Origin of the sequence: Hydrogenophaga sp. R2 (assembly GCF_049843595.1) — a bacterium.
Classification (GTDB): Bacteria; Pseudomonadota; Gammaproteobacteria; order Burkholderiales; family Burkholderiaceae_C; genus Hydrogenophaga.
Genome location: NZ_JBBHZN010000001.1, coordinates 1,256,721 through 1,278,954 on the forward strand (window position 1 = coordinate 1,256,721; position 22,234 = coordinate 1,278,954).

The following is a 22,234-nucleotide window of genomic DNA, read 5'->3' on the forward strand; positions in this document are numbered from 1 at the left end:
CGAGCCGCTGCGCTCAGGGTTGCACGCGGTCGATCAGCACCCGCACGCCCTGGGCGCTGGCGGTGAACACCGCACTGCGCCCCAGCAGATCGCCCGGCTGCGGCAGCGCCTGGCCGGAGCGGCTGATGCGCGCCTCCACCACCACCGGCGTCTTCTGGCCGAAATGGCTGGACAGGCTGTGGCCCGGCGACATGGCCAGGGCATCGTCGAGCCGGAAATCGCTGGCCTGTGCCGTGGCCGGCCGGCGGATCACCGCCAGCGGCATGCGCGAGGCCGGGGCCGCACCCGCCGTGGCCGACGGCGCGGCCCGGGCGATGATGAACAGGGTGTCCCCGGGCTGCAGGCGCGACTGCAGGGCCGGCGCCAGTTCGATGCGGCCCATGAGCACCGCCGACGGCGCGGCAGGCGTGGCCACGGGTGCGGCCACGGCCGGCGAGGCATCGGCCAGCGGAGCCTGCGGGGTCTTGAGCGCACCGCGCTGCTCGGCCACCGCCTGCAGGCTGCGGTCGAGGTTGGCGGCGAACGAGCTGCCGTCGGGCACCTGGCGGCGGGCGCGGCGCCAGTGGGCTTCGGCGGCGGCCATGTCCTGGCGCTCCCAGGCGGCACCACCGGCCAGCGCCAGCGCCTTGGGATGGTCGGGGTTCAGGCGCAGGGCGCGCTCCACCAGCCGGGCCGCCTCGGTGGACGCACCGGGCGTGCCCACCAGGCCCAGGATGTCGGCGCGGTCGGCCAGCCAGTCCACCTGGTCGGGCTGCAGGGCCAGCGCACGCTGCAGCGACCGGTCGGCGTCGGCCCAGCGCTGCAGGCCGGCCTGGGTACGGGCCAGCAGGGCCCAGGCGTTGGCATCGGGCGCCTGACCGGGGGGCGGGTTCTCCAGCGCCTGGGCCATCTGGCGCACCATGGCGTCCACATCGGCCAGGGTGGCCTGGGGCGCATCGCCGGCCTGGCGGGCCGCGGTCTGCACCGCCTGCGGATGGCCCAGCTGCAGGTACAGCGCGGTGGCCAGCGCCGGCACCCCCAGCAGCAGCATGCCGGCGGTGGCCATGCGGTAGCCGGTCTGTTCCGGCGGCTCGGTGAGGGCGCTGGTTTCCAGCACGCGCCGCGCCAGATCGGCCTGGGCGCGGGCATAAGCCGCCTCGTCGAGCTGGCCGCTGCGGTGCTCGGCCTCGATGCGCGCCTGCTGCTGGCGCAGCAGGGCCACCGGGGCCGCACTGGCCTGCACCGAATGGGGCCGTGGGCTGCTGCGGTCCCGCAGGGTGTTGACGAGCGGCCACAGCGCGGCCAGCAGCAGCAGCGCGGCCAGCGCCATGAAGGTGGTCGTGCCGGTCATGGCCGTTCTCCCGGTGGGGCCAGCAGCTGGCGGGCGCGCTCCCAGTCGGCGGCCGACAGCGGTGCCTCGGCGCGCCGGGCCTGGCGGCGCAGCTGGCGCCACAGGGCCAGCAGACCCGCTGCCAGCAGCACGAAGGGGCCGACCCACAGCAGCACGGTGCCGGCCTTGAGCGGCGGGCGGTAGAGCACGAAGTCGCCGTAGCGTTCGACCATGAAGCGCTGGATGTCGGCCTCGGTGCGGCCTTCGCTCAGCTGGCGCCGGATCTGGTCGCGCAGGTCCACCGCCAGTTCGGCCTGGCTGGCGGCCACGGTCTCGTTCTGGCAGACCAGGCAGCGCAGTTCCTCGGCCACCTTCAGCACGCGGGCTTCGAGCACCGGGTCGGTGATGGGCGCGCGCACCGCGCGTTCCTGCGCCGCCGCCATGCCCCACCAGGGGAGCAGCAGGGCCAGACAGAGACAGGCGCGTTGCAGGGTCATGGCGTCAGCCCTCCAGTTGCCGGATGAGGGGCAGCAGCGTGTCCCGCACCACCTCGGGCGTGACCGCCCCGGTGTGCTTGAGGCGGATCACGCCGTCGCGGTCGATCACGTAGGTCTCGGGCACGCCGTACACGCCAAAGTCCAGGCCCACCCGGCCGTCGGCATCGAGCAGGCTGGCGCGGTAGGGATTGCCGTGGCGCGAGAGCCAGACCAGCGCGGCCTCGCGCTTGTCCTTGTAGTTCAGGCCCACCAGCGTCACGTCGGTGCGCCGGGCCATGTCCACCAGCACCGGGTGCTCGGCCTCGCAGGCCACGCACCACGAGGCCCACACATTGAGCACCCAGACCCGACCCCGCAGCTGCTGCGGACCGAGCTGCTGTGCCGGGTCGGCCAGGGTGGGCAGGACGAAGGCCGGCGCGGCACGGCCCACCAGGGGCGACGGCACCTCGCGCGGGTTCTTCATGAGGCCGGCGCCCAGCAGCGCCACCAGCCCCGCAAACACCACCAGCGGCCACAGGAAGCGCTTCATGCGAAGCCCTCCTGGGCCGGCCGGGCCGGTGCGGGCAGGTCGGTGGCCGCACGGCGCTGGCGTGCCACGCGGTAGCGGCGATCGGCCGCTGCCAGCAGGCCGCCCAGGGCCATGAGCAGGCAGCCGCCCCAGATCCAGTTCACCAGCGGCTTGTGGTGCAGGCGCACGCTCCAGGCGGTGGCGCTCACCGGCTCGCCCAGGGCCACGTACAGGTCGCGCAGCACGCCCCGGTCGATGGCGACCTCGGTCATGGGCATGCGACTGACGGTGTAGATGCGGCGCTCGGGCCGCAAGGTGGCCACGGCCTCACCGTCACGCACCACGTCGATGGTGGCGCGGCCGGCGGTGTAGTTGGGGCCCTGCACCAGCTCCACGCTGCGCAGGGTGAAGCGGTGACCACCGGCCTCCACCGTCTGGCCGGGCTCCATGCGCACATCCGATTCGGTGCTGAGGCTGCTGACCACGGTCACGCCGGCCACGAACACCGCCACGCCCAGGTGGGCCAGCTGCAGCCCCCACCAGGCGCCGTTCTGGGCGCCCAGGCGGGCCAGCAGCCCTGGCGCGGGATGGTCCCGCAGGCGCTGCCAGGCACCGGCCAGGGTGCTGGCCGCCACCCAGGCCGCCATGAACAGGCCCAGGCCGGCCATCGGCGTCCACACCCCCAGCAGGGCCGCAGCGGCCACCGCCCCCAGTGCCGCCACCGCAGCCGCCACCCGCAGCCGGGTCAGCAGGTCGGGCAGCTGCGCGCTGCGCCAGCGGGCCAGCGGGCCCAGCCCCATGAGGAACAGCGCCGGTGCCATCAGCGGCACGAACACCGCCTGAAAGTACGGCGGGCCCACCGACAGCTTGCCCAGGCCCAGCGCATCGATGATGAGCGGGTACAGCGTGCCCAGCAGCACCGCCGCCGCCGCGCTCAGCAGCAGCACATTGTTGGCCAGCAGGAAGGACTCGCGGCTGACCGGCTCGAAGCGGTCGCCCGCGCCGATGCCGGGGGCGCGCCAGGCAAACAGCGCCAGCGAGCCGCCCACCACGATGGCCAGGAAGGCCAGGATGAACACGCCCCGCGCCGGGTCGGTGGCAAAGGCATGGACCGAACTGAGCACGCCCGAACGCACGATGAAGGTGCCCAGCAGCGACAGCGAAAACGCCAGGATGGCCAGCAGCACGGTCCAGCGGCGGAAGGCGCCGCGCTTCTCCGACACCGACAGCGAATGGATCAGCGCCGTGCCCACCAGCCAGGGCATGAAGGACGCGTTTTCCACCGGGTCCCAGAACCACCAGCCGCCCCAGCCCAGCTCGTAATAGGCCCAGAAGCTGCCCAGGGCGATGCCCACGGTCAGGAACATCCAGGCCAGCAGCGTCCAGGGCCGCGACCAGTGCGCCCAGGCGGCATCGAGCCGGCCGGCCAGCAAGGCCGCCACCGCAAAGGCAAAGGCCACCACGAAGCCCACATAGCCCATGTAGAGCATGGGCGGGTGGATGGCCATGCCCGGGTCCTGCAGCAGCGGGTTCAGGTCCTGGCCGTCCAGCGGCGGCACGTCCAGCCGCACGAAGGGGTTGGAGGTGAACAGGGTGAACAGCAGGAAGCCCACGCTGATGAGCCCCATCACGCCCAGCACCCGGGCGCGCATGGGCAGATCCAGCGCGGCACTGCGGTGGGCCACCGCCAGGGTCCAGCCCGAGAGCACCAGGGACCACAGCAGGATGGAGCCTTCGTGGTTGCCCCACACGGCGGTGATGCGGTAGATCAGCGGCAGCGCGGTGTGCGAATGCTGGGCCGCCAGCTTGACCGAGAAGTCGCTCGCCACGAAGGCCTGGGTGAGGCAGGCATAGGCCACCACCAGCAGCAGGCACTGCGCGGTGGCGGCGGGCGCGGCCAGGCGCATCCAGCCGGTGTGGCCGGTCTGCGCGCCCCACAGCGGCAGCACCGACTGCACCAGCGCCATGACCAGCGCCAGCACCAGCGCAAAGTGACCGAGTTCCGGGATCATGGCCGGCCCTCCGGCAGCACCACCGTCTGGCCGGCGCGGGCCTTGGCCAGCGCATCGGCCGCCTCGGGCGCCATGTAGTTCTCGTCGTGCTTGGCCAGCACCTGGTCGGCACGGAACACGCCGTCGGTCCCCAGGCGGCCCTGGGCCACCACGCCCTTGCCCTCCTGGAACAGGTCGGGCAGCAGGCCGGTGTAGGTGACCGGCACCCGCTGCACGGTGTCGGTGACGGCAAAGCGGATGGTCAGGCCCTGGGCATCGCGCACCAGGCTGCCCTCTTCCACCAGCCCGCCCACCCGGAAGCTGCGCTCGCGCGGGGCCTCGCTGGCGGCCACCTGCGTGGGGCTGTAGAAGAACACCAGGTTGCTGCGGAAGGCGTTGAGCACCAGGGCGCTGGCGGCGCCCACGGTGCACAGGCCCACCACCAGAGCCAGGGCGCGGCGGCGGCGCGGCGTCATGCGCGGCCTCCGTGCAGGGTGTTGCGCTCCGGGGCCGCCACGGCGTCGTCGAGTTCGTCGGTCACGGCCCGCTCCAGCAGGCGCCGGCGCAGCCGCAGCAGGGCCACCTCGGCCACCAGCACCGCCGCGCACATGCCCAGCGAGCCCCACACATACAGGCCATGGCCGTTCATGGCCAGAAAGTCGGCAAGGGTGTTCATGCGGCCTCCGTTGATGTGCGCAGGGCCGCACGGGCCCAGTCGGTGTGGCGTTCGCGTTCCAGCAGCAGCACGCGGGCGCGCGACAGGCCCATGGCGATGCAGTAGGCCCAGGCGGCCAGGGCCATGAGCAGCATGCCCAGCAGCATGGGCGCGGCCATGCTGGGCGCCTTGTTCAGCGTGACCGAGGCGCCCTGGTGCAGGGTGTTCCACCACTGCACCGAGAAATAGATGATGGGCAGGTTGACCACGCCCACCAGGGCCAGCAGGCCGGCGGCGCGATCGGCGCGGCGCGGGTCGTCGATGGCCCCGTGCAGCGCCATGAACCCGATGTAGAGGAACAGCAGCACCAGCTCGGAGGTGAGCCGCGCGTCCCACACCCACCAGGTGCCCCAGGTGGGCTGGCCCCACAGGGCGCCGGTCCACAGCGCGAGAAAGGTCATGAGCGCGCCGGTGGGCGCCAGCGCCAGGGCCATCACGCTGGCCAGCCGGGCATTGAAGATCAGCCCCACCGCGGCCCAGACCGCCATCACCAAGTACACGAACATCGACATCCAGGCCGCCGGCACGTGCACATAGATGATGCGGTAGGCCTCGCCCTGCTGGGCGTCGCTCGGGGCGACGAAGAAGCCCACGTACAGGCCCAGCACTGCCAGCACCAGGGCGGCCGAACCGAACCAGGGGATGAGCCGGCCGGCCAGCGCATGGAAGCGGGCCGGGGCCGCGAAATGAAAGAAGCTCGATCGGTTCATGGCCTCACTCCAGGGCAATGCGCAGCGCGGCGCCGGTGACGGTGGGCGCGGCCAGCAGGGCCAGCAGCAGCAGCGCCCCCAGCAGCGAAAAATGGCCGGCCACACCGATGCCGGCCAGATGGGCCTGCACCGCGCCGGCACCAAAGATCAGCACCGGCACCAGCAGGGGCAGCACCAGCAGCGACATGAGCACGCCGCCACCCCGCAGGCCCAGCGTGAGCGCCGCGCCCAGCGAACCCACCAGGCTGAGCACCGGCGATCCCAGCAGCAGCGAGACCAGCAGCACGCCGATGGCCGAGGCCGGCAGACCGAACTGCAGTGCCAGCACCGGCGCCACCAGCACCAGCGGCAGCACGCCGGCCACCCAGTGCGCGGCCACCTTGCCCAGCACCAGCAAGGCCAGCGGGTGCGGCGAGAGCAGCAGCTGCTCCAGCGTGCCGTCGGCATGGTCGTCGGCGAACAGGCGCGAGAGCGGCAGCGTGCAGGCCAGCAACGCGGCCACCCACACCACGCCCGGGGCCATGGTGCGCAGCAGGCCGGGCTCGGGCCCCACGCCCAGCGGGAACAGGCTGACCACCAGCACGAAGAACACGAGTGCGGCCAGGGTGTCGCTGCGCCGGCGCAGGGCGATGCGCAGGTCGCGCAGGAAGATGGCGCGCAGGCCGTCCAGCAAGCCCGGCGCGGCGGCGTCACGCGCTGCCAGGGCCGGGTCGACCGCAGTGGCCAGGGTGTTCACAGCTGCAGCTCCTGCTCGGGCGGCGGCAGGGGCACGCTCTGGTGGCTGGTGAGCACCAGCAGGCCACCGCGCTGCAGGTGGTCCTGCAGCCGCTCGGCCAGCCAGGCGCAGGCGTCGGCATCCAGCGCATTGAAGGGTTCGTCCAGCACCCACAGCGGTGCACTGCGCGACAGCAGCAGGCGCGCCAGGCCGCAGCGCCGGCGCTGGCCCTGCGACAGCCGGCGCACCGGCGTGCGTTCGCAGCCGCGCAGACCGGCATCGGCCAGCGCCGCCCGGGCCTGGGCGCGGCTGGCGGGCCAGCCGGCCAGCAGGCTGGCGACCTGCAGGTTCTCCAGCGGGTCCAGATCGTCCTTGAGGGCCGCCTCGTGGCCCAGGTACAGGCGCTCGCGGCACCAGCGGTCGCGCTGGGTGGCCACCGGCTCGCCGCGCCAGCGCACCTCGCCGGCCGAGGGCGGCAACAGGCCGCTGATGAGCCGCAGCAGGCTGGTCTTGCCGGCGCCGTTGGCACCCTGCACCTGCAGCCACTGGCCGGGCGCGAGCTGCAGGTCCAGTCGGTCAAACAGGGTGCGGCCGCCGCGGGAGCAGGTCACCGAATCCAGCACCAGGCCAGGGGTGTTCAACGCGTGTTCCTCGGGTGGACCTTGGCATGCCGACGTGGCATGTCAATTTGAATTGACACTTTTACCACAGCCGTCTGGATGACACAAACCACCGCTCGGGGCGCTGGCGGGCGCTGGATTCGGGATACGAAAGTTCATTGACATTCCGAAGTGTCATGTTAGATTGACACTCAATCTGTCGAATCTTTCTGACAGCACCACCACCGAGGCCGCCATGGACCTGATGTCACGCATACAGCAAGCGCTCGAATCGCAACTGTTGCGGGCCCACAGCCCCAGCGCCCCGCCCCGGCTGCTGGCGGCCATGCGGCACGCGGTGTTTCCCGGTGGCGCACGCATCCGGCCCCAGCTCTGCCTGGCGGTGGCCCGGGCCTGCGGCGACAGCGCCCCGGCCCTGGCCGATTCGGCCGCGGTGGCCATCGAGCTGCTGCACTGCGCCTCGCTGGTGCACGACGACATGCCCGCCTTCGACGACGCCGACACCCGGCGCGGCCAGCCCACGGTGCACCGTCTGTATGGCGAACCGCTGGCCCTGCTCACCGGCGATGCCCTCATCGTGCTGGCATACCAGGCCCTGGCCCATGGCGCACGGCAATCGCCCGAACACATCGACCGCCTGCCCGGCCTGCTGCAGCTGGTGTGCAGCGGCACCGGTGCCCCGGACGGCATCGTGGCCGGCCAGGCCTGGGAATGCGAACCCCAGGTGGAACTGGCGGCCTACCAGCGGGCCAAGACCGGCGCGCTGTTCGTGGCCTCCACCTGCGCCGGCGCCCTGGCCGCCGGTGCCGACCCCGCCGGCTGGCGCGCCCTGGGCGAATGCCTGGGCGAGGCCTACCAGGTGGCCGACGACATCCGCGACGTGTTGATGGAGGCCGACCAGCTGGGCAAGCCGGCCGGCCAGGATGCCACCCACCACCGCCCCAGCGCGGCGGCCGACCTGGGCCTGGGCGGCGCCATGGACCACTTCCAGGCGCTCATGACGGCTGCGGTCGACTCGGTGCCCGAAGGCCCGGCCCGCCGGGCCATGCAGGCCCTGGTGCTGCACGAGGCAGCCCGCCTCATTCCACCAGCCACCAGCGAACGCATCGAACGCGAGCGCCGCCACCCCACCCGGGTGATGCACCGCCCGGCCGTGGCCTGACATCCCGCCCGACATCCCGCACGAAGCCCTGCCATGAGTGCCCTCCAGCCCGTCACCCCACCGGCCGCTGCCAGCGGCTGGGGTGATCGCTGGGCGCAGCAGGTGGACCGCTGGATGACCAGCCCCGCCCTGGGCCGCTGGGCCGGTCGCAGCGTGTTCACCCGCTGGCTGGTCAAGCGGCGCTCAAAGCAGCTGTTCGACCTCATGGCCGGCTTCGTGCATTCGCAGGTGCTGCTGGGCTGCGTTCGCCTGCAGCTGTTCGAGCGGCTGGCCGAGCGCCCCCACAGCCTGGACGAGATCGCAGCCGGCGCCCGTGTGCCGGCGGCCCACCTGCAGCGCCTGCTGGATTCCGCCGTGGCCCTGCAGCTGCTGGAGCGGCGCGGCATCCGCCGCTACGGGCTGGGCCCGCTGGGTGCGCCGCTGGCGGTGCACGCCGGCATCCGCGACATGGTGGAACACAACGCCACCCTCTACCGCGACCTGCACGATCCGCTGGCCCTGCTGCGCGACCCCGACGGCGCCCAGATGCACGCCTGGTGGCCCTACACCGACCACCAGGACGGCCGCGCGCAGGCGCCCGCGCCCACCGCCCAGTTCGAACGCTATTCGGCCCTCATGGCCAGCTCGCAGCGCTTCGTGATCGACGAGCTGCTGGACAGCCACGACTTCAGCCGCCACCGCACCGTGCTGGACGTGGGCGGTGGCCTGGGCGGCTGGGTGTGCGCCCTGGCCCGTCGCTACCCGGCGTTGTCGCTGATGCACCTGGACCTGCCGCCGGTGTCGCAGCTGGCCCGCCAGCGGGTGCAGGCCCAGGGCCTGGCCGGGCGCATCGAATGCCATCCGGGCAGCTTCCTGCACGACACCCTGCCCCGGGGCGCCGACCTGATCACCCTGGTGCGTGTGGCCCACGACCACCCGGACGCCGCCGTGCGCCGCCTGCTGCGCGCCATCCACGACGCCCTGCCGGTGGGCGGCGAGCTGCTGCTGGCCGAGCCCATGGCGGAGGTGGACGGCCAGCCGGCCACGCCCGACCCGTATTTCCACTTCTACCTGCTGGCCATGGGCTCGGGGCGGTTGCGCACGCCGACCGAACTCATGCAGCTCATGACCGAGGCCGGCTTCGAGCAGGTGCGCCGGCTGCCGGGCCACCAGCCGGTGCACGCCGCCCTCTTGCTGGGCCAAAAAACTAGGTGTTTACCCTTGGATGCAGGCACGAGTGTCAATAAAGAATGACACTACATTTTGTCAACCATTAAATACATCACATGAACGCCGCCGCCATCGTCTTCCAGCAACCGTGCCAGCTCTCGGTGCGGTCGCTGCCCCTGCGGCCGCCGCAGCCGGGCGACGTGGAGGTGCAGGTGGAACACAGCGGCATCAGCACCGGCACCGAGCGCCTGCTGTGGGACGGCAGCATGCCGCCCTTCCCCGGCATGGGCTACCCGCTGGTGCCCGGCTACGAGACGGTGGGCCGCGTGGTCCGCGTGCATGGCGACCTGACCGGCCAGCAGGCCCCTGCCCTGGGCGACCGGGTGTTCGTGCCCGGCTCCTACAGCTTTGAAGGCGTGCACAACCTGTTTGGCGGCGCCGGCTCGCGCCTGGTGGTGCCGGCCGACCGCGTGGTCAAGCTCCATGAAGGCAGCGCCCAGGGCGCCAGCGCCGTGCTGCTGGCCCTGGCCGCCACGGCCTACCACACGGTCAGCCACGGCGGCAGCCGCGACCCGGGCACCCCGCCCGACCTGATCGTGGGCCACGGCGTCATGGGCCGCCTGCTGGCCCGCCTGACCGTGGCCGCCGGTGCCCCCGCCCCGGTGGTCTGGGAAACCCAGGCCGCCCGCCGCAGCGGTGCCGAGGGCTACACCGTGGTGCACCCGGACGAGGACACCGCCGCCCAGTACCACGCCATCTACGACGTCAGCGGCGACGCCGGCGTGCTGCACACCGTCATCCCGCGCCTGGTCAAGGGCGGCGAGGTGGTGCTGGCCGGCTTCTACCGCCAGGACCTGTCGTTCGCCTACGCACCGGCCTTCATGCGCGAGGCCTCGATCCGCGTGGCCGCCGAATGGAAACGCGCCGACCTGCTGGCCGTGACCGAGCTGGTCAACACCGGGCGCCTGAGCCTGGACGGCCTGATCACCCACACCGAATCCCCGGTGCGCGCCCACGCCGCTTACGAAGCGGCGTTCGGCGATCCCCTGTGTCTGAAGATGGTCCTCGACTGGAGCAACGCATGAACGCACCTGAACTCAAGAGCCATCCGGTCCATTTCCAGGAGCGCCTGCGGCAGGAGGCCTCCATCGACCCGGACCCGGTGCACACCGGCGAGGTCAAGAAGGAAACCCAGATCATTGCCATCTACGGCAAGGGCGGCATCGGCAAGAGCTTCACGCTGGCCAACCTGAGCTACATGATGGCCCAGCAGGGCAAGAAGGTGCTGCTGATCGGCTGCGACCCCAAGAGCGACACCACCAGCCTGCTGTTCGGCGGCCGTGCCTGCCCCACCATCATCGAGACCAGCAGCAAGAAGAAGCTGGCCGGCGAGGCGGTGCAGATCGGCGACGTGTGCTTCAAGCGCGACGGCGTGTACGCCATGGAGCTCGGTGGCCCCGAGGTCGGCCGCGGCTGCGGCGGGCGCGGCATCATCCACGGCTTCGAGACGCTGGAGAAGCTCGGCTTCCACGAGTGGGGCTTCGACTACGTGCTGCTCGACTTCCTGGGCGACGTGGTCTGCGGCGGCTTCGGCCTGCCGATCGCCCGCGACATGTGCCAGAAGGTCATCGTGGTCGGCAGCAACGACCTGCAGAGCCTGTACGTGGCCAACAACGTGTGCAGCGCGGTCGAGTACTTCCGCAAGCTCGGCGGCAACGTGGGCGTGGCCGGCATGGTCATCAACCGCGACGACGGCACCGGCGAGGCCTCGGCCTTTGCCCAGGCCGCCGGCATTCCGGTGCTGGCCACCATCCCGGCCAACGACGACATCCGCCGCAAGAGCGCCAGCTACGAAATCATCGGCCGGCCCGATTCGCCCTGGGGCCCGATGTTCGCCGAGCTGGCCAGCAACGTGGCCACCTCGGTGCCCAACAAGCCCAGCCCGCTGAGCCAGGACGCCCTGCTGGGCCTGTTCTCGGCCTCCAGTACCGGCCGCGACTATGTGCTGGAGCCGGCCACGCAGTTCGACATGTGCGGCCGCACCGACACCAGCCGCCCCAGCCTGGAAGTCATCTACGACGAGGCCTGAAGCCATGGGCAGCACCACCATCCCCATCGTCCCGCTGAACGTGCCCACGGCCATCGAGGGCGACGGCATGGGCTGCCACAGCGGCGGCGAGACGCTGCTGGCCGCGGCCCGCCAGGCCGGCAAGAGCGAGGTGCTGCAGCAGTACGCCCAGGACTACCCCAAGAACCCGGACGCCGGCCCGCACGACCAGCCGCAGAGCATGTGCCCGGCCTTCGGCTCGCTGCGCGTGGGCCTGCGCATGAAGCGCACCGCCACCATCCTGTCCGGCTCGGCCTGCTGCGTGTACGGCCTGACCTTCACCAGCCACTTCTACGGCGCCCGCCGCAGCGTGGGCTACGTGCCCTTCAACAGCGAAACGCTGGTCACCGGCAAGCTGTTCGAGGACATCCGCGAGGCGGTGCACGACATCGCCGATCCGGCGCAGCTCGATGCCATCGTGGTCATCAACCTGTGCGTGCCCACCGCCAGCGGCGTGCCGCTGCAGCTGCTGCCCAAGGTGATCGACGGCGTGCGCGTGATCGGCATCGACGTGCCGGGCTTCGGCGTGCCGACCCATGCCGAGGCCAAGGACGTGCTCTCGGGCGCCATGCTGCGCTTCGCCCGCGAAGAGATCATGGCCGGCCCGGTGCAGGCCCCCAGCCGGGGCCGCCAGAGCCTGCCCGCCATCACCCTGCTGGGCGAGATGTTCCCGGCCGACCCCATGCTGATCGGCCAGATGATCGCCCCCATGGGCCTGGCCGTGGGCGCCACGGTGCCGACCCGCGAATGGCGCGAGCTGTACGCCGCACTCGACGGCGTGGCCGTGGCCGCCATCCACCCCTTCTACACCGCCAGCGTCCGTGAGTTCGAGGCTGCCGGCCGCCCCGTGGTGGGCTCGGCCCCGGTGGGCATAGCCGGCACGCACGACTGGCTGGGCGCCATCGGCGCGGCAGCCGGCGTGTCGCAGGAGCGCATCGACGCCGCCCGCAACGCCACCCTGGGCGCCATCCGCGGCGTGCTGTCGCAGCAGCGCATCCAGGGCCGCATCACCCTGTCGGGCTACGAAGGCTCCGAGCTGCTGGTGGGCCGCCTGCTGGTGGACTGCGGTGCCGACCTGCGCTACGTGGGCAGCGCCTGCCCGGCCACCCCGTGGAACCAGGCCGACGCCGACTGGCTGCGCGCCCAGGGCGTGCAGGTGCAGTTCCGCGCCTCGCTCGAGCAGGACCTGGCTGCCGTGCGCGAATACCAGCCGCAGCTCGCCATCGGCACCACCCCGGTGGTGCAGGCGGCCAAGCAGGCCCGCATTCCGTCGCTGTACTACACCAACCTCATTTCCGCCCGCCCGCTCATGGGCGTGGCCGGTGCCGGTTCGCTGGTGCAGGTGATCAATGCCGCCATGGCCAACCAGCAGCGCTTCGATGCCATGGCCGACTTCTTCGGCAACGTGGGCCAGGGCGACCGGGCCGGCGTGTGGGAAGGCGTGCCGACCGAGCACCCGGAGTTCCGCAAGGACAACCGCCGCATGCTCGAGAAGCAGGCCAAGCGCCGCAAGGCCGAGGAGATGGGCTGATGCTGATCCTCGACCACGATCGCGCCGGCGGCTACTGGGGAGCCGTGTACGTCTTCACTGCCATCAAGGGCCTGCAGGTGGTCATCGACGGCCCGGTGGGCTGCGAGAACCTGCCGGTGACCAGCGTGCTGCACTACACCGACGCCCTGCCCCCGCACGAGCTGCCCATCGTGGTGACCGGCCTGGCCGAAGAACAGCTGGGCCGTGAAGGCACCGAGGGCGCCATGAAGCGTGCCCACGCGGTGCTCGACCCCGAACTGCCGGCCGTGGTGGTGACCGGCTCGATCGCCGAAATGATCGGCGGCGGCGTCACCCCCGAAGGCACCGGCCTGATGCGCTTTCTGCCGCGCACCATCGACGAAGACCAGTGGCAGTGCGCCAACCGCGCCATGACCTGGCTGTGGAGCGAGTACGGCATGAAGAAGGTGCCGGCCCGCACGCCGCTGGCCGAGCGCCCGGCCGGTGAAAAACCGCGCGTCAACATCATCGGCCCCTGCTACGGCACCTTCAACAGCCCGAGCGACCTGGCCGAGATCCGCCGCCTGGTGCAGGGCATCGGTGCCGAGGTGAACATGGTCTTCCCGCTGGGTTCGCACCTCTCGGAGGTGTCGCGCCTGGTCGAGGCGGATGTGAACATCTGCATGTACCGCGAGTTCGGCCGCCAGCTCTGCGAGACGCTGGAGCGCCCTTACCTGCAGGCCCCCATCGGCCTGCACAGCACCACGCAGTTCCTGCGCACGCTGGGCGAGCTGCTGGGCCTCGATCCCGAGCCCTTCATCGAGCGCGAGAAGCACACCACCATCAAGCCGGTGTGGGACCTCTGGCGCAGCGTCACCCAGGACTTCTTTGCCACCGCCAGCTTTGCGGTGGTGGCCGGCGAGACGTATGCGCGCGGCCTGCGCCACTTCCTGGAAGACGAGATGGGCCTGCCCTGCCGCTTTGCGGTCTCGCGCAAGGCCGGCGAAAAGACCGACAACGCCGCCGTGCGCGAGCTGGTGAAGCAGCAGATGCCGCTGATCCTGTTCGGCAGCTACAACGAACGCATGTACCTGGCCGAAGCCGGCAGCCAGGGCCCGATGCGCTCGGCCTTCATTCCGGCGTCCTTCCCCGGCGCCATCATCCGCCGCCACACCGGCACCCCCTTCATGGGCTACAGCGGCGCGACCTACCTGATCCAGGAGGTGTGCAACGCGCTGTTCGACGCGCTGTTCCACATCCTGCCGCTGGGCACCGACATGGACCGGGGCGATGCCACGCCGGCGCGCCTGAACGAGGACGCCGCACAGACCCCGTGGGACGACGCGGCCCAGGCCCGCCTGCAGGCCATCGTGGCGCTGCAGCCGGTGCTGGTGCAGATCTCGGCCGCCCGCCGTCTGCGCGACGGCTCGGAGCGTGCCGCCCGCCAGGCCGGTGCGGCCGTGGTGGACAGCAGCCATGTGAACAACGCCGGGCGCGAGCTCGGCCTGGGAGTTCCGGCATGAGCGCCGTGAACGCCCGTCAGAGATGTCGAGGCATTCCGCCCCGGCTGCCCAGGTTGCGCGGGTTGGGCGCAACGCAGGCCACAAGGCCTTTTTGAGAAGGAGCATCACATGTCACAACGGACATCCATATCCGGCCTGACGGATGACGAGGCTCAGGAGTTCCATCAGTACTACATGCAAGGCTTTGTGGGGTTCACGGCGATTGCCGTGGTGGCCCACCTGCTGGTGTGGTTCTGGCGGCCCTGGCTCTGATCCATAGCCTGACCCATCCATGAGTGGAGAACTGTCATGAACGACCTGACTTATGCGGCCCAGAAGCCATCCAGCCGGGGGGACAAGCTGTCTTTCCTGCTGATCTTTGCGCCCTGTTTCCTGTTGCTGCTGTCGCTGGCATTGCTGGGCCAACTCGTTGGCCTGCACTGGCAGGTGTGGCTGCCGGGGGCCGAGCACAAGGCCAGCATCTTCTCGGGCGTGCATGCCGCGGTTTACACGCTCATGTCTCACATCATTTAAGGAGCACACATATGTGGCGAATCTGGCGACTCTACGACCCGCTGCGCGCGATGGTCGTCCAAGGCGTTTTCCTGTTCACCCTCGCAGCAATGATCCACCTCATCCTGCTGAGCACGAACAAGTTCAACTGGCTCGACGGTCCCAAAGCCAAGCCGGCCTCTGCGGCGGTGATGCCCGCCGCCACCCCGGCACCGAAGACCTGACGGTCATCGCGGCACGCAAGTGCCGGTCCGTCACAACGGGCCGGACCGGCACTTGCACCGCAGACCCTCACCCCACACAAGCACAAAGAACTCCATCCACCTGAGACAGGAGGGCCGCACCATGGCCATGCTCAATTTTGAAAAGAAATACCGGGTTCGAGGCGGGACCCTGGTTGGCGGCGACCTGTTCGATTTCTGGGTGGGGCCGTTCTATGTCGGCTTCTTCGGCGTGACGACCATGTTCTTCACGCTGCTGGGCACTGCGATGATCCTCTGGGGTGCATCGCAGGGACCGACCTGGAACCTCTGGCAGATCAGCATCGCGCCCCCCGACCTGTCCTACGGCCTGCGCTTTGCGCCGCTGATGGAAGGCGGCCTGTGGCAGCTCATCACCGTGTGCGCCATCGGCGCCTTCGGTTCCTGGGCGCTGCGAGAGGTCGAGATCTGCCGAAAACTGGGCATGGGCTACCACGTGCCCGCGGCCTTCTCGGTGGCCATCCTGGCCTACGTCACCCTGGTGGTGGTGCGGCCGGTGCTGCTGGGTGCCTGGGGACACGGTTTCCCCTACGGCATCTTCAGCCACCTGGACTGGGTGTCCAACGTGGGCTACCAGTACCTGCACTTCCACTACAACCCGGCGCACATGCTGGCGGTGAGCTTCTTCTTCGCCACCACCTTCGCGCTGTCGCTGCACGGTGCCCTGGTGCTGTCGGCCACCAACCCGGCCCCCGGCACCGAGGTGAAGACGCCGGAGCACGAAGACACCTTCTTCCGCGACATCATCGGCTACTCGGTGGGCACCCTGGGCATCCACCGGCTGGGTCTGTTCCTGGCGCTGGCGGCCGTGCTGTTCAGTGCCCTGTGCATCGTCATCAGCGGTCCGTTCTGGAGCCGCGGATGGCCCGAGTGGTGGGGCTGGTGGCTGAACCTGCCCATCTGGTCGCAGTGGCCGCTGAAGTAACCGCAGGGAGAACACCATGGCGCAATACCAGAACCTCTTCACCACGGTCCAGGCCGTGGGCCCGCTGCACCACGGGGTGCCGCTGGGACACGGCAACAGCCCGCGCACCGGCAAGGAACCGGCCATCGTCCACCTGTTCGGTCGGCTGGGCAATGCCCAGGTCGGTCCGATCTACCTGGGTGGTCTGGGCCTGGCCTCGCTGATCCTGGGTCTGCTGGCCTTCAACATCATCGGCTTCAACATGCTGGCCTCGGTCAACTACGACCCGATCCAGTTCGTGCGCCAGCTCTTCTGGCTGTCGCTGGAGCCGCCGGGACCGGAACACGGCCTGGGCCTGGCCCCGCTCAACCAGGGTGGCTGGTGGCAGATCTGCGGTGCCTTCCTGACCGTCTCCATCCTGCTGTGGTGGGCCCGCACCTACCGCCGCGCCCGCGAGCTGGGCATGGGCACCCACGTGCCATGGGCCTTTGCGGCCGCCATCTGGCTGTTCCTGGTGCTGGGCCTCTTCCGCCCGGTGCTCATGGGCACCTGGAGCGAGGCCGTGCCCTTCGGCATCTTCCCCCACCTGGACTGGACGGCCGCCTTCAGTCTGCGCTACGGCAACCTGTTCTACAACCCGTTCCACGCCCTGTCCATCGCCTTCCTGTACGGCTCCACGCTGCTGTTCGCGATGCACGGCGCGACCATCCTGGCGGTGGGCCGCTACGGCGGTGAACGCGAGATCGAGCAGATCACCGACCGCGGCACGGCCAGCGAGCGCGCCGCCCTGTTCTGGCGCTGGACCATGGGCTTCAACGCCACCATGGAATCCATCCACCGCTGGGCCTGGTGGTTCGCCGTGCTGTGCCCGCTCACCGGCGGCATCGGCATCCTGCTGACCGGCACCGTGGTGGACAACTGGTACCTGTGGGCCATCAAGCATGGCGTGGCACCGCCCTACCCGATGGTCTTCCCCGAGGTCATGGACCCGGCCCTCATGAACGGAGGCAAGTGATGAACACGACATCCTTCACCGCCAGCCGCTGGCTGCGCGTGGCGGCCCTGGCCTCCCTCACGCTGCTGGCCGCCTGCGAGCGGCCGCCCATGGAAACCGTGCAGCACGGCTACCGGGGCACCGGCATGGTCCAGGTCTACAACCCGCGCACGCTCATCGAGGTCGACAAGGCCAACGTGGTGCCCGAGGCCCAGCCGCCGGCCGATGCCAGCGGCCCCAAGGCCGGCGCGGTCTACCAGAACGTCAAGGTGCTGGGCGACCTCAGCGTGGGCGAGTTCACCCGCCTCATGGTGGCCATGACCGCCTGGGTCGCGCCCGAGCAGGGCTGCACCTACTGCCACGCCGGTGCCAACTTTGCGGACGACAGCCTCTACACCAAGGTGGTGGCCCGCAAGATGGTCCAGATGACGCAGTTCATCAACAGCAGCTACAAGAGCCACGTCAAGGAAACCGGCGTGACCTGCTACACCTGCCACCGTGGCCAGCCGGTGCCCAAGGAGGTCTGGTTCACCGCCAAGTCCGAACCCTACGGCTCCAACTTCATGGGCGACAAGGCCGGGCAGAACACGCCGGCCGACTCGGTGGGCCTGGCCTCCCTGCCCTACGACCCGTTCACCCCGTACCTGCTGGGCAGCGAGCCGATCCGGGTGCAGGCCAAGGGCGCACTGCCGGTCAGCGGTGGCAAGGGCGAGAGCATCCAGCGCACCGAGAAGACCTATGCCCTCATGGAGCACATGTCGTCCGGTCTGGGCGTGAACTGCACCTACTGCCACAACAGCGCCAACTTCGGTGGCTGGCAGGGCGGCCCGCCGCAACGCGTGACGGCCTGGCACGGCATCCGCATGGCGCGCGAGGTGAACCTGTCCTACATGGAGCCGCTGACCCAGGTCTTCCCGGCCCACCGCAAGGGTGAACTGGGCGACGTGGCCAAGGCCAACTGCGCCACCTGCCACCAGGGTGCCTACAAGCCGCTGCTGGGCCAGTCCATGCTGAAGGACCACCCCGAGCTGGCGGCCTACCGGCCCTACACCGCCGCACCACCGGCGGACGCGGCGGCAGCGGCCACACCGGCCGCACCGCCGGCCAAACCCTGAGTCCCCCCGGACCACCCACTGGGCACCCACCATGGCCGAGGTCGCCCAGGACGTGATCACCCTCTCGGGGGTGGTGGTGGTCGTGCTGGTGAACTACCTGCGCGAACACCAGGGCTGGGGCTGGATGCGGCTCATGCAGGGGCCCGGCGCGCTCAAGGAGACGCCGGGCCTTTGTTTTGCCAAGGTCATGGGCAGCGGGCATGGTGGAGGCTTCGGCCTGCGACCGAGTGCCAGCCACCAGGGCCTCATTGCCGTGTTCGACCACGCCGGCCAGGCCGATGCCTTCCTGCAGGGTGGCCATGTGCAGGCCATGCGCGAGCGCGCCGCCCAGCACTGGAGCGGCCTGCTCGAAGTGGTGTCGGCCCGGGGCCATTGGGACGGCCAGGCCTGGGGCGCCACGCCGGCCAGCCAGCTGGGCGAGCACGCCGATGCCGGTGCCGGATCGGCCGAGCCCAGCCCGCTGGCGGTGCTCACCCGCGCCAGCATCCGCCCGGCCAAGGCCATGGCCTTCTGGCGCAATGCACCACCGGCCCAGAACGCCATGCAGCGGGCCGACGGCTGCACCCTGGCCATGGGCCTGGGCGAAGCCCCGCTGGTGCGCCAGTGCACCTTCAGCCTGTGGCGCGACACCGCCGCCATGAACGCCTATGCGCGTCAGGGTGCCCACCAGACCGCCATCGAGGCGGCCTACCGGCACCAGTACTTCTCCGAATCCCTGTTCGTGCGCATGCGGCTGCTGGCCCGGCAAGGGGCCTGGCCGGCACCGAACGCCATCGACACCGCCGAGGCCCTGTCATGAACCGTCAACGCGTGGTCGTCGTGGGCGCCGGCATGGGCGGTCTGGTGGCCGCCCTGCAGCTGGCCGCCCAGGGCATGGACGTGACCGTGGTCGAGGCCGCGGCCGGCCCCGGCGGCAAGGTGCGGCAGATCGAGGTGGACGGTGCACCCATCGACAGCGGCCCCACCGTCATGACCATGCGCTGGGTGTTCGACCAGATCCTGGGTTCGGTGGGCGCCGACCTGGACACCGAGCTGCAGCTGCGCCCCCTGAGCGTGCTGGCCCGCCACTGGTGGGACGACGGCAGCACCCTGGACCTGCATGCCGACGCCGCCCGCTCTGCCGAGGCGGTCCACGCCTTCGCCGGCGCCGCCGAAGCGCAGCGCTTCACCGCCTTCTGCGCCCAGGCCCGCGAGGTCTACCGCACCCTGGAAGGCCCCTACATCCGCGACCGCATGCCCGGCATGCTGGGCCTGTCGGCACGCCTGGGCCCCCGAGGCATCGGCGTGCTGGCCGGGCTGGGACCGATGGCCAGCCTGTGGCGCAGCCTGGGCCGGCACTTTCACGACCCGCGCCTGCGCCAGCTCTTCGGCCGCTATGCCACCTACACCGGATCATCACCCTGGCAAGCGCCGGCCACGCTGATGCTGATCGCCCAGGTGGAGCTGGACGGCGTGTGGTCCATCGACGGCGGCATGCACGCCCTGGCGCGCTGCCTGGAGCGGCTGGCGCGCCAGCACGGCGCGGTGTTCCGCTACCACAGCCCCTGCGCCCGCATCCAGACCGAACGCGGCCGCACCAGCGGCGTGCTGCTGGCCAGCGGCGAGCGGCTGGCCGCCGACAGCGTGGTCTTCAATGGCGACATCGCCGCGCTGCGCGGCGGCCTGCTGGGCCCGCAGGTGCAGGACAGCGTGCCCACCCGGGCGCAGCCGCGCTCGCTCTCGGCCCTGACCTGGTCCATCCACACGCCCACCAGCGGCCTGCCGCTGGACCGGCACAACGTGTTCTTCCGCAGCGACTACGCCAGCGAGTTCAGCGACATCTTCGGCCGCGGCCGGCTGCCCGCGCAGCCCACCGTGTATGTGTGCGCGCAGGACCGTGGCACCGGCACCGACCCCTCGGGTGCCGAGCGCCTGCTGTGCCTGGTGAATGCGCCCGCCCTGGGCGACCAGCCGTCCCGATTCACCCCGCAGGAGATCGAACCATGTCAGACCGCCGCCTTCAACCTGCTGCGCCGCTGTGGGCTTCGCATCCGGCAGGCGAATCCGCCGTCGGTGCTCACCACACCGGTGGATTTCCATCGCCTCTTCCCGGCCACCGGGGGAGCCCTGTATGGCCAGGCGACCCACGGCTGGATGTCGGCCTTCGCCCGGCCGAACGCCGCGACGCCGGTGGATGGCCTTTTTCTGGCGGGGGGGAGCGTCCATCCGGGCCCGGGGGTGCCGATGGCGGCCCTCTCTGGCCTTCGGGCGGCCGAGGCCCTGCTGGCGAGCCGAGGTTCGACCCGGTGGTTCCCCCGGGTGGCTACCTCTGGTGGTACCTCGACGCCCTGAGCGACGACGGCCAGTACGGCCTGACCATCATCGCCTTCGTGGGCAGCGTGTTCTCGCCCTACTACGCCTGGGCACGCCGGGGCGGCGCCATCACCGACCCCGACAACTTCTGCGCGCTCAACGTGGCGCTCTACAGCCGCCACGCCCGGCGCTGGACCATGACCGAGCGCGGCGCCGCGCTCAACCACCGCACCCGCACCGAGTTCCGCATCGGCCCGAGCCAGCTGCGCTGGAACGGCGACAGCCTGGTGATCGACATCGACGAGGTCGGCGTGCCCCTGCCCCGGCGGGTGCGCGGGCGCATCCAGGTGCACCCGATGCAGCTGTTCTCGTTCAGCACGCCGCTGGACGCCGCCGGCCGCCACCGCTGGGGGCCGCTGGCGCCGCAGGCCCGGGTGGAGGTCGACCTGAGCCTGCCCGAGCAGCGCTGGCGCGGCCAGGCCTACCTGGACTCCAACGAGGGCGACGAACCCATCGACCGCGCCTTCACCGAATGGGACTGGTCGCGCAGCCTCATGGCCGACGGCAGCACCGCCGTGCTCTACGACCTGGAACCCACCCGGCCCGACGCCCGGCTGCTGGCCCTGCGCTTCGGCACCGACGGCGAGATCACGCCCTTCGAGGCGCCGCCGCAGAAAACGCTGCCGCGCACCGCCTGGCGCATCGCCCGCCGGCTGCGCAGCGACGGCCCGGTGACGGTGCACGAGCAGCTGGAGGACACGCCCTTCTACCAGCGCGCCGCCCTGCGCCACAGCCTGCTGGGCGAGACCGTGACCTGCTTCCACGAGACCCTGCATGTGCCCCGGCTGGTGTCGCCCATCGTGCAGGCCATGCTGCCCTGGCGCATGCCCCGGCGCACCTGACGGCCTTGTGGTGCGCGGCATGATCGCGGCATGAAACGCCATGCCCTGTCCGCCTTGCTGGTGCTGTGCGCCGCTGCAGCAGCTGCTGCCGCAGCGTCCACCACGCCCCCCGACACCGTGACCCTGGGCGCCCTGCGCTGGGACCGCACCGAGGTCAGCATCGCCCGCTTCACCCGCTTCGTGGCCGACACCGGCACCCGCACCCGGGCCGAGGCCGAAGGCGGCGGCTTCGAATTTGCCGGCGGCTGGACCCGCCGACCCGGCTGGACCTGGCGCATGCCCGAAGGCCGCCCCGCCAGCGATGCCCTGCCCGCCGTGCACCTGAACTTCGACGAAGCCGCCGCCTTCTGCCGCTGGGCCGGTGGCCGCCTGCCCACCGCCGCCGAGTGGGACAGCGCCGCCTACACCGAGCAGCGCGAATCGCCCCCGGCGCCCTTGCAGCGCGGCACCACCTACCCCTACCCCACCGGCAGCAGCCCGGAAGGCGCCAACACCAGCGACAACGCCGGCCCCGACCGCTGGCCCACCGCCGCGCCCACCGGCGCCACCCGCGTGGGCGTGAACGGCCTGTTCGACATGGGGGCCAATGTGTGGGAATGGGCCAGCGACCAGCGACCCGGCAGCGACGGCCCCGAGCGCCGCACCATGGGCGGCTCGTGGTGGTACGGCGCCAGCCAGATGCGCACCGGTGTGGATGCCTGGAAGCCGGCGCGCTTCTACGCGGTCTACATCGGATTCCGTTGCGTCTACCCGGCCGACGGACCGGCGCCCACCCGGTGA

At 71.0% G+C, this 22,234-nt stretch carries 25 protein-coding genes; 16 read left to right on the top strand and 9 right to left on the bottom strand.

The window, feature by feature from the left end:
- Positions 1–13: 13 nt before the first annotated feature.
- The 9 genes from ccmI to ccmA are packed head-to-tail and all read right to left on the bottom strand — an operon-like array spanning position 14 to position 7,086.
- Positions 14–1,330 carry a c-type cytochrome biogenesis protein CcmI gene (ccmI, locus tag WD026_RS06005; protein ID WP_425722718.1) on the bottom strand — a complete coding sequence of 439 codons (1,317 nt, stop codon included), beginning with the start codon at positions 1,328–1,330 and terminating at the stop codon, positions 14–16.
- A complete protein-coding gene (locus tag WD026_RS06010) occupies positions 1,327–1,806 on the bottom strand; it encodes a cytochrome c-type biogenesis protein (RefSeq protein ID WP_425722719.1) in 480 nt (159 codons plus the stop codon). Before WD026_RS06010 ends, ccmI begins: the two co-directional genes overlap by 4 nt.
- 4 nt (positions 1,807–1,810) lie before the next feature.
- Positions 1,811–2,335 (bottom strand): DsbE family thiol:disulfide interchange protein, encoded by a 525-nt coding sequence (locus tag WD026_RS06015; protein WP_425722720.1) that lies wholly within the window; start codon positions 2,333–2,335, stop codon positions 1,811–1,813.
- On the bottom strand, positions 2,332–4,326 hold the full coding sequence (locus WD026_RS06020; RefSeq protein WP_425722721.1) for a heme lyase CcmF/NrfE family subunit: 1,995 nt from the start codon (positions 4,324–4,326) through the stop codon (positions 2,332–2,334). Before WD026_RS06020 ends, WD026_RS06015 begins: the two co-directional genes overlap by 4 nt.
- Positions 4,323–4,781 carry a cytochrome c maturation protein CcmE gene (gene ccmE, locus WD026_RS06025; RefSeq protein WP_425722722.1) on the bottom strand — a complete coding sequence of 153 codons (459 nt, stop codon included), beginning with the start codon at positions 4,779–4,781 and terminating at the stop codon, positions 4,323–4,325. Before ccmE ends, WD026_RS06020 begins: the two co-directional genes overlap by 4 nt.
- Positions 4,778–4,981, bottom strand: a complete 204-nt coding sequence (gene ccmD, locus WD026_RS06030) for a heme exporter protein CcmD (RefSeq protein ID WP_425722723.1) — start codon at positions 4,979–4,981, stop codon at positions 4,778–4,780. Before ccmD ends, ccmE begins: the two co-directional genes overlap by 4 nt.
- A complete protein-coding gene (gene ccmC / locus WD026_RS06035) occupies positions 4,978–5,730 on the bottom strand; it encodes a heme ABC transporter permease CcmC (RefSeq protein ID WP_425722724.1) in 753 nt (250 codons plus the stop codon). The genes ccmD and ccmC overlap by 4 nt, the downstream gene beginning before the upstream one ends.
- Positions 5,731–5,734: 4 nt before the next feature.
- On the bottom strand, positions 5,735–6,403 hold the full coding sequence (gene ccmB, locus WD026_RS06040; protein ID WP_425723208.1) for a heme exporter protein CcmB: 669 nt from the start codon (positions 6,401–6,403) through the stop codon (positions 5,735–5,737).
- Between the two features lie 59 nt (positions 6,404–6,462).
- Positions 6,463–7,086 (bottom strand): cytochrome c biogenesis heme-transporting ATPase CcmA, encoded by a 624-nt coding sequence (gene ccmA / locus WD026_RS06045; RefSeq protein ID WP_425722725.1) that lies wholly within the window; start codon positions 7,084–7,086, stop codon positions 6,463–6,465.
- A 223-nt stretch (positions 7,087–7,309) separates the two neighbouring features.
- Here ccmA and WD026_RS06050 point away from each other — a divergent pair, with 223 nt between their 5' ends.
- The 16 genes from WD026_RS06050 to WD026_RS06125 all read left to right on the top strand — a co-directional run bounded on the left by WD026_RS06050 (position 7,310) and on the right by WD026_RS06125 (position 22,234).
- A complete protein-coding gene (locus tag WD026_RS06050) occupies positions 7,310–8,227 on the top strand; it encodes a polyprenyl synthetase family protein (RefSeq protein WP_425722726.1) in 918 nt (305 codons plus the stop codon).
- A gap of 33 nt (positions 8,228–8,260) precedes the next feature.
- On the top strand, positions 8,261–9,460 hold the full coding sequence (locus WD026_RS06055; RefSeq protein WP_425722727.1) for a methyltransferase: 1,200 nt from the start codon (positions 8,261–8,263) through the stop codon (positions 9,458–9,460).
- 32 nt (positions 9,461–9,492) lie between these two features.
- Positions 9,493–10,461, top strand: coding sequence for a chlorophyll synthesis pathway protein BchC (bchC, locus tag WD026_RS06060; protein ID WP_425722728.1), 969 nt, complete (start codon positions 9,493–9,495; stop codon positions 10,459–10,461).
- Positions 10,458–11,465, top strand: coding sequence for a chlorophyllide a reductase iron protein subunit X (locus WD026_RS06065; RefSeq protein ID WP_425722729.1), 1,008 nt, complete (start codon positions 10,458–10,460; stop codon positions 11,463–11,465). Before bchC ends, WD026_RS06065 begins: the two co-directional genes overlap by 4 nt.
- A 4-nt stretch (positions 11,466–11,469) precedes the next feature.
- Positions 11,470–13,014, top strand: a complete 1,545-nt coding sequence (bchY, locus tag WD026_RS06070; RefSeq protein ID WP_425722730.1) for a chlorophyllide a reductase subunit Y — start codon at positions 11,470–11,472, stop codon at positions 13,012–13,014.
- A complete protein-coding gene (gene bchZ, locus WD026_RS06075; protein ID WP_425722731.1) occupies positions 13,014–14,495 on the top strand; it encodes a chlorophyllide a reductase subunit Z in 1,482 nt (493 codons plus the stop codon). Before bchY ends, bchZ begins: the two co-directional genes overlap by 1 nt.
- 108 nt (positions 14,496–14,603) lie before the next feature.
- Entirely contained in the window at positions 14,604–14,747 is a 144-nt protein-coding gene (gene pufB / locus WD026_RS06080) for a light-harvesting antenna LH1, beta subunit (protein ID WP_086119323.1), read from the top strand.
- A gap of 36 nt (positions 14,748–14,783) precedes the next feature.
- Entirely contained in the window at positions 14,784–15,008 is a 225-nt protein-coding gene (locus WD026_RS06085; RefSeq protein ID WP_425722732.1) for a hypothetical protein, read from the top strand.
- 11 nt (positions 15,009–15,019) lie between these two features.
- Positions 15,020–15,211: a light-harvesting antenna LH1, alpha subunit gene (gene pufA / locus WD026_RS06090; protein WP_086119321.1), complete on the top strand. Its 192-nt coding sequence runs from the start codon at positions 15,020–15,022 to the stop codon at positions 15,209–15,211.
- Between the two features lie 121 nt (positions 15,212–15,332).
- Positions 15,333–16,172: a photosynthetic reaction center subunit L gene (gene pufL / locus WD026_RS06095; protein ID WP_086119320.1), complete on the top strand. Its 840-nt coding sequence runs from the start codon at positions 15,333–15,335 to the stop codon at positions 16,170–16,172.
- A 16-nt stretch (positions 16,173–16,188) separates the two neighbouring features.
- Positions 16,189–17,166, top strand: a complete 978-nt coding sequence (pufM, locus tag WD026_RS06100) for a photosynthetic reaction center subunit M (protein ID WP_425722733.1) — start codon at positions 16,189–16,191, stop codon at positions 17,164–17,166.
- On the top strand, positions 17,166–18,260 hold the full coding sequence (pufC, locus tag WD026_RS06105) for a photosynthetic reaction center cytochrome PufC (protein ID WP_425722734.1): 1,095 nt from the start codon (positions 17,166–17,168) through the stop codon (positions 18,258–18,260). Before pufM ends, pufC begins: the two co-directional genes overlap by 1 nt.
- Before the next feature lie 31 nt (positions 18,261–18,291).
- On the top strand, positions 18,292–19,059 hold the full coding sequence (locus WD026_RS06110; protein WP_425722735.1) for a hypothetical protein: 768 nt from the start codon (positions 18,292–18,294) through the stop codon (positions 19,057–19,059).
- Positions 19,056–20,591 (top strand): 1-hydroxycarotenoid 3,4-desaturase CrtD, encoded by a 1,536-nt coding sequence (gene crtD, locus WD026_RS06115; RefSeq protein WP_425722736.1) that lies wholly within the window; start codon positions 19,056–19,058, stop codon positions 20,589–20,591. Before WD026_RS06110 ends, crtD begins: the two co-directional genes overlap by 4 nt.
- Positions 20,546–21,454 carry a carotenoid 1,2-hydratase gene (locus WD026_RS06120; RefSeq protein ID WP_425722737.1) on the top strand — a complete coding sequence of 303 codons (909 nt, stop codon included), beginning with the start codon at positions 20,546–20,548 and terminating at the stop codon, positions 21,452–21,454. The genes crtD and WD026_RS06120 overlap by 46 nt, the downstream gene beginning before the upstream one ends.
- Before the next feature lie 30 nt (positions 21,455–21,484).
- Entirely contained in the window at positions 21,485–22,234 is a 750-nt protein-coding gene (locus WD026_RS06125; RefSeq protein WP_425722738.1) for a formylglycine-generating enzyme family protein, read from the top strand.

Coding starts and splice junctions, on each gene's coding strand:
- pufC (WP_425722734.1), top strand. CDS start 17,166: ATGAACACGACATCCTTCACCGCCAGCCGCTGGCTGCGCGTGGCGGCC.
- ccmE (WP_425722722.1), bottom strand. CDS start 4,781: ATGACGCCGCGCCGCCGCCGCGCCCTGGCTCTGGTGGTGGGCCTGTGC.
- WD026_RS06015 (WP_425722720.1), bottom strand. CDS start 2,335: ATGAAGCGCTTCCTGTGGCCGCTGGTGGTGTTTGCGGGGCTGGTGGCG.
- WD026_RS06010 (WP_425722719.1), bottom strand. CDS start 1,806: ATGACCCTGCAACGCGCCTGTCTCTGTCTGGCCCTGCTGCTCCCCTGG.
- ccmD (WP_425722723.1), bottom strand. CDS start 4,981: ATGAACACCCTTGCCGACTTTCTGGCCATGAACGGCCATGGCCTGTAT.
- pufB (WP_086119323.1), top strand. CDS start 14,604: ATGTCACAACGGACATCCATATCCGGCCTGACGGATGACGAGGCTCAG.
- crtD (WP_425722736.1), top strand. CDS start 19,056: ATGAACCGTCAACGCGTGGTCGTCGTGGGCGCCGGCATGGGCGGTCTG.
- WD026_RS06085 (WP_425722732.1), top strand. CDS start 14,784: ATGAACGACCTGACTTATGCGGCCCAGAAGCCATCCAGCCGGGGGGAC.
- WD026_RS06050 (WP_425722726.1), top strand. CDS start 7,310: ATGTCACGCATACAGCAAGCGCTCGAATCGCAACTGTTGCGGGCCCAC.
- bchY (WP_425722730.1), top strand. CDS start 11,470: ATGGGCAGCACCACCATCCCCATCGTCCCGCTGAACGTGCCCACGGCC.
- bchC (WP_425722728.1), top strand. CDS start 9,493: ATGAACGCCGCCGCCATCGTCTTCCAGCAACCGTGCCAGCTCTCGGTG.
- pufL (WP_086119320.1), top strand. CDS start 15,333: ATGGCCATGCTCAATTTTGAAAAGAAATACCGGGTTCGAGGCGGGACC.
- WD026_RS06055 (WP_425722727.1), top strand. CDS start 8,261: ATGAGTGCCCTCCAGCCCGTCACCCCACCGGCCGCTGCCAGCGGCTGG.
- ccmI (WP_425722718.1), bottom strand. CDS start 1,330: ATGACCGGCACGACCACCTTCATGGCGCTGGCCGCGCTGCTGCTGCTG.
- pufM (WP_425722733.1), top strand. CDS start 16,189: ATGGCGCAATACCAGAACCTCTTCACCACGGTCCAGGCCGTGGGCCCG.
- WD026_RS06020 (WP_425722721.1), bottom strand. CDS start 4,326: ATGATCCCGGAACTCGGTCACTTTGCGCTGGTGCTGGCGCTGGTCATG.
- WD026_RS06065 (WP_425722729.1), top strand. CDS start 10,458: ATGAACGCACCTGAACTCAAGAGCCATCCGGTCCATTTCCAGGAGCGC.
- WD026_RS06110 (WP_425722735.1), top strand. CDS start 18,292: ATGGCCGAGGTCGCCCAGGACGTGATCACCCTCTCGGGGGTGGTGGTG.
- pufA (WP_086119321.1), top strand. CDS start 15,020: ATGTGGCGAATCTGGCGACTCTACGACCCGCTGCGCGCGATGGTCGTC.
- bchZ (WP_425722731.1), top strand. CDS start 13,014: ATGCTGATCCTCGACCACGATCGCGCCGGCGGCTACTGGGGAGCCGTG.
- WD026_RS06125 (WP_425722738.1), top strand. CDS start 21,485: ATGAAACGCCATGCCCTGTCCGCCTTGCTGGTGCTGTGCGCCGCTGCA.
- ccmC (WP_425722724.1), bottom strand. CDS start 5,730: ATGAACCGATCGAGCTTCTTTCATTTCGCGGCCCCGGCCCGCTTCCAT.